10 protein-coding genes are annotated in these 13,050 nt (G+C 68.0%); 3 read left to right on the top strand and 7 right to left on the bottom strand.

Annotated features, from left to right (window positions below; all coding sequences use genetic code 11):
- The first annotated feature begins 46 nt into the window (after positions 1-46).
- Positions 47-880, top strand: a complete 834-nt coding sequence (locus Pla123a_RS04670; protein WP_197527676.1) for a CAP domain-containing protein — start codon at positions 47-49, stop codon at positions 878-880.
- Here Pla123a_RS04670 and Pla123a_RS04665 read toward each other — a convergent pair.
- A complete protein-coding gene (locus Pla123a_RS04665) occupies positions 877-1,644 on the bottom strand; it encodes a hypothetical protein (RefSeq protein WP_146584388.1) in 768 nt (255 codons plus the stop codon). The two genes, Pla123a_RS04670 and Pla123a_RS04665, sit on opposite strands and share 4 nt — an antisense overlap.
- Positions 1,645-1,874: 230 nt before the next feature.
- Here Pla123a_RS04665 and Pla123a_RS04660 point away from each other — a divergent pair, with 230 nt between their 5' ends.
- Positions 1,875-2,855, top strand: coding sequence for a dockerin type I repeat-containing protein (locus Pla123a_RS04660; protein ID WP_146584387.1), 981 nt, complete (start codon positions 1,875-1,877; stop codon positions 2,853-2,855).
- Here Pla123a_RS04660 and Pla123a_RS04655 read toward each other — a convergent pair.
- From Pla123a_RS04655 to sufU, 4 genes are all read right to left on the bottom strand, one after another.
- On the bottom strand, positions 2,842-3,249 hold the full coding sequence (locus Pla123a_RS04655; RefSeq protein ID WP_146584386.1) for a carboxypeptidase-like regulatory domain-containing protein: 408 nt from the start codon (positions 3,247-3,249) through the stop codon (positions 2,842-2,844). The genes Pla123a_RS04660 and Pla123a_RS04655 overlap by 14 nt on opposite strands.
- 83 nt (positions 3,250-3,332) lie before the next feature.
- Complete coding sequence (locus Pla123a_RS04650; RefSeq protein WP_197527675.1) at positions 3,333-4,367, bottom strand: DUF1559 domain-containing protein; 1,035 nt, start codon at positions 4,365-4,367, stop codon at positions 3,333-3,335.
- 377 nt (positions 4,368-4,744) lie between these two features.
- Positions 4,745-6,013, bottom strand: a complete 1,269-nt coding sequence (locus tag Pla123a_RS04645) for a cysteine desulfurase (protein WP_146584384.1) — start codon at positions 6,011-6,013, stop codon at positions 4,745-4,747.
- Between the two features lie 11 nt (positions 6,014-6,024).
- Positions 6,025-6,426, bottom strand: coding sequence for a Fe-S cluster assembly sulfur transfer protein SufU (sufU, locus tag Pla123a_RS04640; RefSeq protein WP_146584383.1), 402 nt, complete (start codon positions 6,424-6,426; stop codon positions 6,025-6,027).
- A gap of 241 nt (positions 6,427-6,667) precedes the next feature.
- Here sufU and Pla123a_RS04635 point away from each other — a divergent pair, with 241 nt between their 5' ends.
- On the top strand, positions 6,668-7,900 hold the full coding sequence (locus tag Pla123a_RS04635) for an LL-diaminopimelate aminotransferase (RefSeq protein ID WP_146584382.1): 1,233 nt from the start codon (positions 6,668-6,670) through the stop codon (positions 7,898-7,900).
- 80 nt (positions 7,901-7,980) lie between these two features.
- On the opposite strand, the gene Pla123a_RS04630 is transcribed toward Pla123a_RS04635, so the two are convergent.
- Together Pla123a_RS04630 and Pla123a_RS04625 are read right to left on the bottom strand one after the other, a co-directional pair.
- Complete coding sequence (locus Pla123a_RS04630; RefSeq protein WP_146584381.1) at positions 7,981-9,093, bottom strand: trypsin-like serine protease; 1,113 nt, start codon at positions 9,091-9,093, stop codon at positions 7,981-7,983.
- A gap of 177 nt (positions 9,094-9,270) precedes the next feature.
- Positions 9,271-12,996 (bottom strand): proline dehydrogenase family protein, encoded by a 3,726-nt coding sequence (locus tag Pla123a_RS04625; RefSeq protein WP_146584380.1) that lies wholly within the window; start codon positions 12,994-12,996, stop codon positions 9,271-9,273.
- Positions 12,997-13,050: the final 54 nt, after the last annotated feature.

The raw sequence follows: 13,050 nt of genomic DNA, 5'->3' as shown, positions 1-13,050 counted from the left end.
GAGCCCCACCGCAGCCACGCCTCGCACGAAGACCACCGGACTCCCCATGAACCGCTACTGCTCTGCCGCCCTGCTCGCCCTCCTCCTCGCAGTCACGGCCAACGCCCAAGAGAACGAAAATTCCGACCACGAGGTCATGCTCCTCGAGCAGGTCGCCAGCCAGTCGGGCGACGACGCCTCGATCACGGCATCGGACGAGAAGAACGCCACCCAGCAAATGGTCGACGTCATCGTAGAGAGGACCAACAAGTTCCGCAGGGAGAAAGGACTGACCGCCGTCGAACGCGATAAGAAACTGACCGCGACCGCCCGCGACTTTGCGCGTTACATGGCCCGCACCGGCAAATACGGCCACCGGGCGGACGGGTCGCGCCCGGCCCAACGGGCGGCGGACCATGATTACGACTACTGCCTGGTCGCCGAGAACATCGCTTACTACTTCAACCCCGACGACCTTGAGGCCCCGGAGTACGCCGACTGGTTCGTCGACGGCTGGATCGACTCCAAGGGGCACCGCGAGAACATGCTCAACAAGCACGTCACGCAGACCGGCGTGGGCGTCGCGCGGCACGACCCAAGCGGCTACCTTTTCGCGGTGCAGCTGTTCGGTCGGCCCACCTCGGAACACGTCGAGTTCCAGGTGATCAACAAGGCGGGCAAGGAGGTCGCTTACCGCCTGCTGCAGGACGGCGAGTCGAAGAAGTTTACACTCCCGGCCCGCGCCGGCATGAGCCATACCCGCTGCTTCGCGCCCCAGATCTCCCTCGAATCGGGCAAGCCGCTGCGCGTTGAGCGCGGCGCCGAGTACTCGATACGGGCTGGCGACTCCGGCGTCGAGCTCGAAAAGAAGGCCGGCCAAGACCGGGACCCAAGCCGCTAGTACTGCGGCGATCGGTACGGGTTCGATTCGTCTTCCGCGATCGTGCGTTGGCCGTCGCTCTCGTCGGCTGGGGCGGGGTCGGGGAGCTCTTCGCCAAGCTCCTCCGCTCGGGCCTCGAGGTAGGCGACCGTCATCAGCACCGGCCAGAGCAGCGCCACCCCGCTGATGATCGTGTCGGCCGCCACGTTGTACGCGAACCAGTAGTCGTACGGCAGGAACTCAATCAGGGTGTAGAGCACGGTCGAGGTCGCTATCATCCCAACGAAGATCAACGCGTTGCAGCCAAGCATCGGCCACCGACGCCCCGACATGAGCTGCGCGCTGCGTGAGAACGCCGCGGTGGGGCCGCTGTTCTCGATGATGATCACCGGGTACAGCACCGACCAGCCCAACGCGAGAAAGACCCCGGGGATGACCAGGGCGACAAAGCCCGCCATCACTCCCAGATTGTAGAGGATGCTGCCGCCGACCAGCGACGGCCAGTGACGCAGGGCGCCGCCGAGCGCCTCGGTAAAGCGGACCGGCTCGCCCATCCGGGACCGCCAGGCGACGATCGTCGCGAAGCCCGAGGCGACCACGCCGAAGAGGGTCTCGGCGAAGCCGTTGGCCTGGTAGTAGGCCCAGCCGCCCGCCTCGTCGGCGGAGTCCCAGAACATCGCGGTGAGCATAAAGTTGATCGGCAGGTAGATCAGCACCGTGATGACCGCCAGCACGGGCAGGTAGGCCGCGAGCGTGGCGAGAGACTGGCTGAGGAGCCGCAGCATGAGAGGCCGTCTGGTTTGCTATCAGTGGGTTGAGGTCGACGCACCCCGGCCGCGTGACAGGGCCGCACGACGGGTCGATTATACCCAAACAGTCTGCCGCGGGTACGGTTTCCCACGTCGTGAGGTTCGCCAAACCACACCGCCAATTCGTTGCGGGAATAGCGACCAACCCGATAGTCTACGGGGCCAGGGGCTAACGACAGCCGCCGCCGGTGGTCGACTCTATCTGCATGAAGCATCTTGATCTCATTGCCTGCCTTGCGGCGGGCGGCTTGCTGATGTTCGCCGCGGCCGGCGGCGCGACGGCTGCGCAGGTCGCTGTCTACGACCCGGCCGCGTTCCCGGCGTACAACCCCGAATTCGACGGCTGGCTGCCGTTTAGGATCACCGGGGCGGGCGACTCGCGCAGCGTGGCGGACCCGTTGATCGGCGCCACCGCGTGGCAGCTGGCCGATACGGCGGTCGGCGGGGCGGCGCCCCAGTACTACCAGCCGATGACCGCCCCGCATCTGGTCGAGGCCCTGCAGACCGGCTGGCGGATGACGGCCACCGCGCGAGTGGTCACCCCGAGCCTGGCGGCGCCCAGCATGGGCATCGGGGCCTACCTCGACGACGACCTGTACCTGCTGCAGCTCGACCTCCAGGGCGGCGACCTGTGGGGCTACGTGTGGGACCGCACGCAGACCTTACTGGTCCGCTCCGAGCGGCTCGCCTCCGGCGCTGACGCCCTGGCGTACCACGACTACGAGCTGCGGGGCTCGCCCAACGGTACGGCCGAGCTGCTGGTCGACGGCGCCAGCCTCTTCTCCTGGCCCGGCGGGGCCTCGACCCACACGGCCGGCGTCGGGCTGGTGCAGTTCGGCGCGAGCACCCCCAACGGGTCGGGCGTGATGAACTTCCGCCGCGTCGCGTTTGAGACAATCGGCTCGCCCGCCTCGCAGGGCGACTACAACGGCGACGGCCAGGTCGACGCGGCCGACTACACCACCTGGCGGGCGAATAACGGCGGCCGGCTCCCCGCGGCCGACGGCAACGGCGACGGGCTGGTCAACCGCTTCGACTACGCGTGGTGGCGATCCCGCTACGGGGACGAAACGGTAGTTGGAGCTGCCGCGTCAGAATCCGCTCCGGCTCCGGAACCCGCGGCCGTGGCGTTGGTCGGTGGGCTGCTCGCTGCGTTCAGCGGGCGGCGACGCGCTACTTCGACTTGATCTTGAACTCGACCGCGGCATCGCCGCCGGCCGGCACCTCATACTCGAACTCCTGCTGGCTGGGCGGGACGAGCTCCTTGGGGATCGGGTCGGTCTCCAGCAGCTCGGGCCCGGCGAACCCAGTCCGCAGCGTCACTTGGTACTTGCCCGGCTTGGCGCCCGGCGTGTCGGAGCGGAGCGGCGAGAGCGTAAACCGGCCCTGATCGTCGGTCACGTCGGTGAAGTTGGTCTCGGGGCCGCCGCCCGGCTGGTAGAACACGACCTGCGCCTGGGGCAGCGGCGCGCCGTCCAGCGTCACGACGCCCTCGACCGGCACCAGGCCCTCGGATGATCCGCAGCCAACCGTCAGCACGGCGCAGGCAACCGCCACAAGCAAGTCTCTCTTAGCCGACATTCACTAGAACCTTGGTAGGGGAGTTGGTCCGGCACGCTCCACGCGGGCGCGACCGTCCGGGGCCTCGACACCGGCAGCGGGTCTTAACGGCCGCCGCGGGTAGCCACGAAGACGGTGTTTTCGTCGTCGGCGGCGGCGATGCTGCCGAGCGAGGCAAACGCCTGCAGGTCAATCTCGAACGAGATGAAGTCGACCGAGCCGTCGCACATGGCGCCGTTCATGCCGCCGGTGTGGTTAGCCCACCAGGCGGACATGCAGGTCCGCCGCGACTGGCCGGGGTAGGCGCCGCTTGTCCCGGTGTCATTCGGGCAGTCGGGGTAGTTGTGGTCGAAGGTGCGGTCCTGCGGCGTGGGCTGCGACATCAGGTAGTTGCCCCAGGTCCAGGCCCAGAACGTGCGGCGGCGGTTGTAGTCGTTGGTCGACTCGGCAATCAGCAGCGTGTGGGTGGTGCCGTCGGTGATCTTGGCGAACGACTCCTGCTTCAGCCGGCCGCGGCCGGTCGGCGGGGCGGCGTTGTCTGAGAGCGTGGTGTGGACCGGCCCGCGCCAGCCCCACGAACGTCCGGTGGCGGCGTTCGTCTGAGTGGGGCTGCCGACGTCCTCGTACAGGTACCATGTGACGTAGCCGTCGCCGCGGCCGGCGTTGGCGCGGTAGCTGGCGGTGGCGAACTGGAGGTTGCCGTGCGGACCGCTTTCGGGAATCGCCAGCTCAGGCGGGTTGTCCGACGGGCAGTTGAAGGCGGGCACATTGGTCTCACGGAACTGCTTAATTTGCAGATCACGCGGGTTGTTGACCGGCGTGTCGGGGACGTACAGGTTCTGCAGCTGCTGGTCCTCGATGTACGGCATAACCTCCCGCGTCCAGCCGACGTAGTAGCTGGCGCGGCCGATGTCGGTTGAGCTCTGCTGCGCGCCGGGGGGGAACGCCTTGTTGGCGTCGTGGTAGTTGTGCATCGACAACGCGAGCTGCTTGAGGTTGTTGACGCACTGCATCCGGCGGGCGGCCTCGCGAGCGGACTGCACCGCCGGCAGCAAAAGCGCGATCAGTACTCCGATGATGGCGATGACGACGAGCAACTCTACGAGGGTAAAGCCGCGGCGATGGGATCGTTTGAGCATGGGGAGATGACTCTGGTTTAGGATAAGCACCGACCACAGCGGCGGACCGCGTGACGTGGGGCGTAGACAAGAGAGCAACGGAAAAGTCGTAGCGACCCGCGGTCCGGCTTCCCGGATTGCAGGCATTCCGACCGGGTAATCAGCGGGCTAATCAACGGGCCATTCGACGGGCCCGGCCGCCCACCGGCGCCGTCCGCCCGTCGCACTCCATTAATCCTAGATGGGGCCCGCGCTTGCGGGCAATACTTACGAGCGGCCCTGAGAGCGCAAACTAAGGGCAGATAACAGCAACCGGTATCACCGGCAACGCGATTTGCAGAGAAGGCCCCCTGGCGTGCGTGAATACGCCGCTTGGCGACGCAATTGCTAGCCGTCGACTACTGCTTACGTTTCCGCTTGCGGCCGCTTGGCTTGAAGCGGTCGCCGATCTTCTGCAGCGACCCAACTAGCGCGTCGATTTCTTCCGGGCGGTTGTAGAGGTAGAAGCTGGCCCGGGTGCTGGCGGTGATGCCGAGCAGGTCGTGCAGCGGCTGCGTGCAGTGGTGCCCGGCGCGAACCGCGACGCCGTCGAAGTCCAGCAGCTGGGCGATGTCGTGTGGGTGCGGGCGTTCCATCACAAAGCTGACGAGCCCCGCGCGGAACTTCGGCGCGGGCCCCAGCAGGCGGATGCCGGGGACCTCCTGGAGCCGCTCCCACGCGTAGTCGATGAGGGCCTCTTCGTGGCGGTGGATGGCGTCGACGCCGATCGACTGCAGGTAGTCGACCGCGGCGCCGAGCGCGATTGCGCCGGCGATCGGCGGCGTGCCGGCCTCGAATCGGGCGGGCGGGTCGGCCGGCGTAAAGCGGTCGAGGTACACCCGATTTATCATGCTGCCGCCCCCCATGAAGGGCGGCATCGCGGCGAGCAGCTCACGCCGCCCGTACAGCACGCCGACGCCCGAGGGGCCGCACATCTTGTGGCCACTCAGCGCCAGGAAATCAACGCCCAGGTCCTGCACGTCGGTATGCATGTGCGGGGCGCTCTGCGCGGCGTCGACCAGCACGACGGCGCCCGCCTCGTGGGCCAGCCGGGCGATAGTCTTGACCGGGTTGATCGTGCCGAGCGTGTTGCTGACCGAGGCCAGCGCGCACAGCCTGGTGCGGTCGGTGAGCACCTCGCCCATGCGGTCGACGTCGAGCCGCCCGTCGTCGGTGAGCGGGACGTGCTTGATCGTCGCGCCGGTCCGCTCGGCGAGCTGGAACCACGGCACGAGGTTCGAGTGGTGCTCCATCGGCGTGAGCAGGATCTCGTCGCCGCGGCTAACGTTGGCGTCGCCCCACGCGCGGGCGACCGTGTTGATGGCGGCGGTTGTGCCGCCGGTGAAGACGATCTCGTCGGCGTGCTCGGCATTGAGAAACGCGCGGAGCTTCTCGCGGGCCTGCTCGTAGGCGTCGGTCGCGCGCTCGCTGAGCGTGTGGATGCCGCGGTGGACGTTCGCGTAGTTGTGCGAGTAGCACTCGACGATCGCGTCGATCACCTGGCGGGGCCGGTGGGCGCTGGCGGCGCTGTCGAGGAACACCAGCGGCCGGCCCTCGTGCACGTTCTGGTGCAGGATGGGGAAGTCGTCGCGCAGGGACTCGGGAAGCAGGCGGGGGTCGTCGCTCATGGGGGGGGTGTTCAGCTTCCTTCGTCGGCGGCGTCGACCGGCGAGTGCACGGCCTGCTGGATCACCCGCCACGACAGCAGGCAGCACTTCTGGCGGTTGGGCGTGAGCCGCGGGCCGTACAGCTTGAGCATGTCCTCGGCGGTAAACTGCTTGAGCTCTTCGATGGTCTTGCCCTGGATCTCCTCGAGCAGCATCGAGGCCGACGCCTGGCTGATGACGCAGCCGTCGCCGCTGAAGTAGCAGTCTTCGATCTTGCCGTCGGGGTCGAGCTTCAGGTCGATCCGCACGACGTCTCCGCACAGCGGGTTCTTGTCCTCATGACTGTGCGTGCAGCCAGAAAGTTCGCCCCGGTGGAAGGGGTCCTCGTAGTGATCGAGGATGTGCTCTTCGTAGAGTTCTTCTTCGCTAGGCATGGAACTGTGAAACGGTAGCGGGGAGGTCAGCCGCTGAGGGGGCTGGCGCGGTGAACTCTTCATTCTAGTCGGACCCGGGTTCGCCGGCCACGTGGGGGGAGAGCGGGGAACCCGCGGATTCCGGCGGAATGCAAGGGCCAGAGCCGATTGCGGGAGATTCAACCTGGCGGTCGACGCTACGAAGTTTGAGCGGTAAGCTGTTGCGATTCCGACCCACTCGTTCTGACCGCCGACCGCACAAATGTCCGACCCCTACTTCCAGCAGCTGTTTGCCGATCGCATTGGTGGAGCCAACTACGGCAAGGATGGCGCCCTCTACAAGTTTGAGAAGATCAAGCGGGCCAAGCGGAAGGCCCTGGCCGAGCACCCGGAGCGGACGCTGCTGGACTTCGGCATCGGCGAGAACGACGAGATGGCGCCCGAGGTCGTGCGGAAGGTGATGGCCGAGGAGATCAACAAGCCGGAGAACCGCGGCTACGCGGACAACGGCATCCTCGAGTTCAAGGAGGCCGCCGCGCGGTTCATGCAGCGTGAGTTCGGCGTCACGCTCAACCCGGCCACCGAGATCAACCACGACATCGGCAGCAAGCCGGTCTACGCCAAGCTGCCGGGCTGCTTCATCAACCCGGGCGACGTCACGCTGATGACCGTGCCGGGCTACCCGGTGGCCGGCAACTTTACGAAGTTCTACGGCGGCACGGTGCACAACCTGCCGCTGCTCAAGGAGAACGACTTCCTGCCGGACCTCGACTCGATCCCCGGCGACGTGCTCGAGCGGGCGAAGCTGATCGTGCTGAACTTCCCCAACAGCCCGACCGGCAAGACCGCCACCACCGAGTTCTACGAGAAGGCGATCGAGTTCGCGAAGAAGAACGAGATCGTCGTGGTGCAGGACGCCGCGCACGCGATGCTGTCGTTCGACCAGGAGCCGACCAGCTTTCTGGCCGTGCCGGGCGCGAAGGACGTGGGGGTCGAGGTGCACTCGATGTCCAAGGGCTTCGACATGATCGGCTGGCGGATCGGCTGGGTGTGCGGCAACGAGCGGATCGTCAGCGCGTTCGCCGACTTCAAGGACAACGGCGACAGCGGCCAGTTCATGGCGATCCAGAAGGCGGCAGCCGCCGGCCTGGACGACGCGTCGATCCCCAAGGAGATCCGCACCAAGTACCGCCGGCGGATGGAGAAGCTGGTCGCCACGCTCACCGAGTGCGGCTTCGACTGCCAGATGCCGGGCGGCACCTACTTCCTCTACACGCCGGCGCCCAAGGCGTTTGAGGGGGGCCCGGAGTTCAAGAGCGCCGAGGAAGTGAGCCAGTTCCTGATCACCGACCACTCGATCTGCACCGTGCCGTGGGACGACGCCGGTTCGTTCCTCCGCTTCAGCGTGACTTATGTCGCCGCCGACGAGGCCGCCGAGGACGACCTGATGGCCGAGACCGCTGCCCGGCTGACCGAGCTCTCGCCGGTATTCTAAACCGGGGTGCGGGTCGAATCGGACTGGAGTGCGTGCTGGTCGAGGGTGGCGTGGCCGCCACACTCACGTTGGCAGGCTCGCTAGGAAGCGTCGCGGCTACGCCGCGCCGGCAACACCCCCAACACTAACGCCATGAGCGCAACGCCCGCCGGCTCCGGCGCGGTCGCGGCGTAGATGAAGTCCAGGTGGCTCGACACCCGCGCGTCGATGCCGAACTCGCCCCAGCTGCCGTTGGTGCCGGGCGACACGTCGGGCCCGCCCTGGAAGCCAAAGCCGTACGACATCACGCCGGCCAGCTCGTAGCGGTTGTCGATCGGGTCGAACACAAACGAGCCGCCGCCCGAGTCGCCGGGAACCAGGTTCACCTCGTCGGCGCCGAAGCCGAGGTCGTTGGCGTCGGAGGTGATCAGGTTGTTGGCCGCCAGACCGCTGTCGAAGTCGTAGACGAGCGCGTCGCCCAACGCCGGAAGCATGCCGCCGAACGGGCTGGAACCGTTGCTGCCGCCGTAGAAGTACAGCAGCTCGCTGGCGTCGCCCTCGTACTCGTTGAGCCCGGCGCGCTTGGTCCCCTCGGGAGAGGTCGGCCCGCCTGACCCGTGGCCGCCGCGGCCGTAGCCCGACATCACGTGCTGGACGTAGAACTCGCCGTCGGACTGACCGTCCCAGACGTGGTAGCGGGGGATCGCCGCCGGCAGGGCCGCGGGGAGCGTGACCACGGCCAGGTCGTTCCCTTCGGTGAAGTCGCCGGTGTAGCCGGGGTGCACCATCACATCGGCGGCGGTGAACGAGAACGACTGCGGGCCGCCAGGGAGGTCGAAGGTGACGCGGTTGGCCCCGGCGCCGTCAAAGAGGTTGACCACGCCGTTCTGGTCGGTCACAAGGTGGGCGGCGGTGAGCAGGTGGCGGCCGGTCCACAGCAGCGAACCGCTCCCCAACAGGTCGAGGCCTACCGACGCGTTGCTGTCGATCGCCACAAAGCCGACACCGTCCGTGTTGAGTCCGAAGGCGGTCAGGCCGGGCGTGGTAGTGTGTGAGTTCGCGACGTCCGACGTGATCAGCCGGGCCTCCGGCGCGGCGAGCGGCGTGTTCTGCCAATCATGATTGGCGAGCTGCAACGCGGACGATACGCCGGGGACCAGCATTGCGAGGAGGCAGAGCGCGCGGCGCAGGGCGACGCGGTAACTAGACTTCATTAGACGACACCGGGGCAGAGCAGAGCAGGAGAATCAAGGGGGACGCCGCAACCTCCGTTGTACTCTGCGGGTCCGGGGGCGTCCATGAAATGCCTCGCAAACCGCTGCTTCTGGGCCCCTGAAGCCCCCGGCGGGCCGGTCGCAGGGCCCCATTGAGGGGCTCGCTAGTCACCCACGTTACAGGGGCTCAGCCCGCTCCTCCTCCGACCGGGCGCCCAGGTTCCCGTAGCGGTGGTACAAGAAGCAGACGCTCTGCTCCTGCAGGCACCACAGCAGGTCGACCCGGCCGCGGCGGGTGATCGGCTCGTCTGCCAGGTAGAGCATGGCGGCCGCCTTCGCCTCGCGGACCGCCGGGTGGACCCGTTCGGGCGACGAGAACCGCACCCGACCGCTCCGCCCCGCGGCGACCGACGCGGCGAGCTGGTCGACCGACTCCTCGAGCATCTCGAGCCCGCCGGCCCAAGACTCGCTTGCGGCGTCGATCGCCTCGAGCAGCGGGCGGCGCTCTTCGAACACCTCCGCCGACGCCGAGACAATCACGCGGCACCCGACCGCGCGGCCCGCGGCGATCATCGCCAGCAGGTCGTGCACGGCATCGCCGCCGTGGACGCGCACCCGCAGCACCTCCATCGGCAGGTACCGGCGGTGGTTGTCCTCGCCGATCAGGCGGAAGTGATCGTGGGCGCGGAGGAACTCTTGCTCGGCGGCCTCGGCGTAGTCGGCGAGGGTGGTTTGGATCTCCTGGAGCTCTGCGGAGGGGAGGTCCACCGCAGCGGCGACGCTGTCGGCGAACTGAGTTAGCTCGGACGCCAACGCGGTATGGGACGACTTGACGGTCGACGCTGGGTCAGCTGCGCGATTCAAATTCATGAACTGGGCGACGTAGTTGGGGCCGCCGGCCTTCATGCCGGGGCCGACGTTGCTCTTGCCCATGCCGCCGAAGGGCTGGCGGAGCACGATGGCGCCGGTAGTCGAGCGGTTGATGTAGAGGTTGCCCGCGCGGATCGTCTCGCGCCACTGCTGCTGCTCGCGGTCGTCGAGCGACTCGAGCCCCGAGGTGAGCCCGAAGCCGGTGGCGTTGACCAGCTCGATCGCGTGCCGAAGGTTCTTGGCGTGCATCACGCCCAGCAGCGGTCCGAAAAACTCGGTGTTGTGGGTGTAGCCGCCGGCCGGCACGCCCCACTTCACGCCGGGCGACGCCAGGCTGGCGTTGCCGTCGACTTTCAGCCGCGGCATCACGCACCACGACTCGCCCGACTCCAGTTCCTTCAGGCCACGCTCCAGGTCGCCCGACGGAGGGCGGATCACCGGGCCCATCTTGGTCGGCAGCTCCCACGCCGAGCCGATCTTGAGGCTCGTCACGGCGTCGACCAGCGCGTCGCGGAACGCGCGGTCGTGGTAGACCTCGTCCTCGAGGATCAACAGCGAAGTGGCCGAGCACTTCTGACCGCTGTGGCCGAACGCCGAGTGCAGCACGTTCTTGATCGCCAGGTCGCGGTCGGCCAGGGCGGTGACAATCGTGGCGTTCTTGCCGCCGGTCTCGGCGTAGAGGTTCATCGCCGGCTTGGCGGCCAGCATCCGCTGGGCGGTCTCGGTGCCGCCGGTCAGGATCACCGCGTCGACCGCCGGGTGGGTCACCAGGTGCTGGCCGACGCTCGAGCCGGGGCACGGGGCGAACTGCAGCGCTTCGCGCGGCACGCCGGCCCGCCAGAAGCACTCGCACAACTTGTAGGCGATGAGCACGGTGTCGCTGGCGGGCTTGAGGATCACCCGGTTGCCCGCCGCCAAAGCGGCCGCGACGCCGCCGCACGGGATCGCCAGCGGGAAGTTCCACGGCGACACCACCGTCACCACGCCCTTGCCGCTGGCGGACACGCCAGGCAGCGCGTAAAAGGCGCTGGCCGCGTCGGCGTAGAAGCGGCAGAAGTCGATTGCCTCGCTCACCTCGGGGTCGGACTCGGTCAGCAGCTTGCCCCCCTCGGCGAGCATCGCGCCGAGCAGGTCGCCGCGGCTAGCGGCCAGCTCGTCGGCCGCCCGGTAGAGCAGTTCGCGGCGCTCGCTCGGCGGGAGCTTGCTCCAGCCGCTGGGGTCGGTGGCGGCGCACTCGAGCGCTCGGTCGGCCTCTTCGATGGTCGCCTGGCGGAACCTGGCGACCACCAGGCCGGGGCGCGACGGGTCTGCCGACTCCGAACTGCCGGCTTCCGCCGCCAGCTGATCGCCGGCGATCACCAGCGGGACCTCGGCGGCGTGCTCGCTGTGCCGATCCCGCCAGCCGGCCAGGATGCCCTCGGCCCACTTGCTGTGGTGCGTCAGCGCCCAGTCGGTATCGGGCTCGTTGGTGAAGTTGGGGAAACGCAGGTCCGCGGCCGGCAGGCTTCCCCGCTCCGCCTTGTCACCTGCACTCTCAGTGCGCCGGTCCTGCGTGCGGCGGGGCTCGGAGGGCACGTTGTCGATCGCCTGGAACGAGTCGAGGAACTGCCGCTCGAGCTTCTGCCACGCCTCGCCGTCGACGGTGATGTTGAACGCGTGCCGCAGGAAGTTGTCCGGGCCGGTGTTCTCGTCGAGCCGCCGCACTAGGTAGCCGATAGCGTGGATGAAGTCCCGCTGGTAGCAGGTCGGCGCGTACAGCAGCAGGTTCTGCGACAGCTCGAACAGCGCCCGCCGCTGGTGGCTGGCCATCCCCTCGAGCATCTCGAACTGCACGTCGGCCAGCGCGCCGGCGTGGGCCGAGGCGACCAGCCCGTAGGCGAGCGTGAACAGGTTGTGCGAGGCGATCCCCAGCAGCACCGCGCCCCGGTTCTCTGCGCTGAGCCCCTCGTGCAGCATCCGCTTGTAGTTGGCGTCGGTCTCGAGCTTGTGCTTGTACGGCGCCTGGGGCCAGCCGCGGACCGAGGCCTCGACGCGCTCCATCTCCATGTTGGCGCCCTTGACGATCCGCATCGTGATCGGCGCGCCGCCCGCCTTGACCCGCTCGCGGGCCCAGGCGTTGATCCGCTGCTGCACGCCGTACGAGTCGGGGATGTAGGCCTGCAGCACGATGCCGGCGCGGACGTTCTCGAGCCCCTTGCGGTCGAGCGTCTCGATGAACGCGTCGGCGGTGAGGTGCAGGTCGCGGTACTCTTCCATGTCGAGGTAGACGAACTTCGGCACGACCTGACCGTCGGCGCGGGTGAAGCTCCCTCGCCCGGCGGCGCGGAACAGCAGCTCGAGCCGTTCGGCCAGCGCGTCGACCGTGTGCCGGCGGGCGAGCGGCGAGATCTGCGAGTAGATGGTCGAGATCTTGACGCTGATCACCTCGATGTCGGGCTGCTGCAGGGCGGCCAGGTAGCCGTCCAGCCGGTGCTGGGCCTCGCGCTCGCCGAGCAACGCCTCGCCGAGCTGGTTGACGTTCATCCGCACGCCCTCGGTGCGGCGCCTCTCGAGGTGCTTGGTCAGCAGCTCGGGCTCGGCCGGCAGCACCACGTTGGCGGTCTCGTGCTGCATCTTGTCCTTGACCAGCGGCATCGCCACGCCGGGCAGGTACGCGCCGAACGACTGGAAGCCGCGGAGCATGGTCCGCTCGATAGGGCTGAAGAACCGCGGGACGCCCTGGGCGTCGAGCACGTGGATAAACTGGTCGGCCGCCCGCCCCCACACGCCGGAGCGGAATGCCTGGTCGGTGAGCGACACCATGGTCGCCTTGTCGCCCGGGTTCTGCATCATGCGGTCGAGCTCGGCCTGCTGGCGGCGCTCGGGCGGGGTCTGCAGCTCGGCGGCGCGCTGCTGCAGCCGCCGGGCGACGTAGAGGGTCTCTTGCACGGCAAGCGGCACGGCAGAAGCCCCATCTGGTTCGAAACCGGCCAGCAACCGCGCCAGTTCGTCCTCGACCTGCGAGACCGTTGATGCGGGAAGAATTGACGACATCCGTTGCGACCTTGGGTTGTGAGAGTTGTGCGTGCTATGGAAATTCTAACCAGC

Origin of the sequence: Posidoniimonas polymericola (genome assembly GCF_007859935.1) — a bacterium.
GTDB lineage: Bacteria > Planctomycetota > Planctomycetia > Pirellulales > Lacipirellulaceae > Posidoniimonas > Posidoniimonas polymericola.
This window is presented reverse-complemented; position numbering and strand designations above follow the sequence as displayed.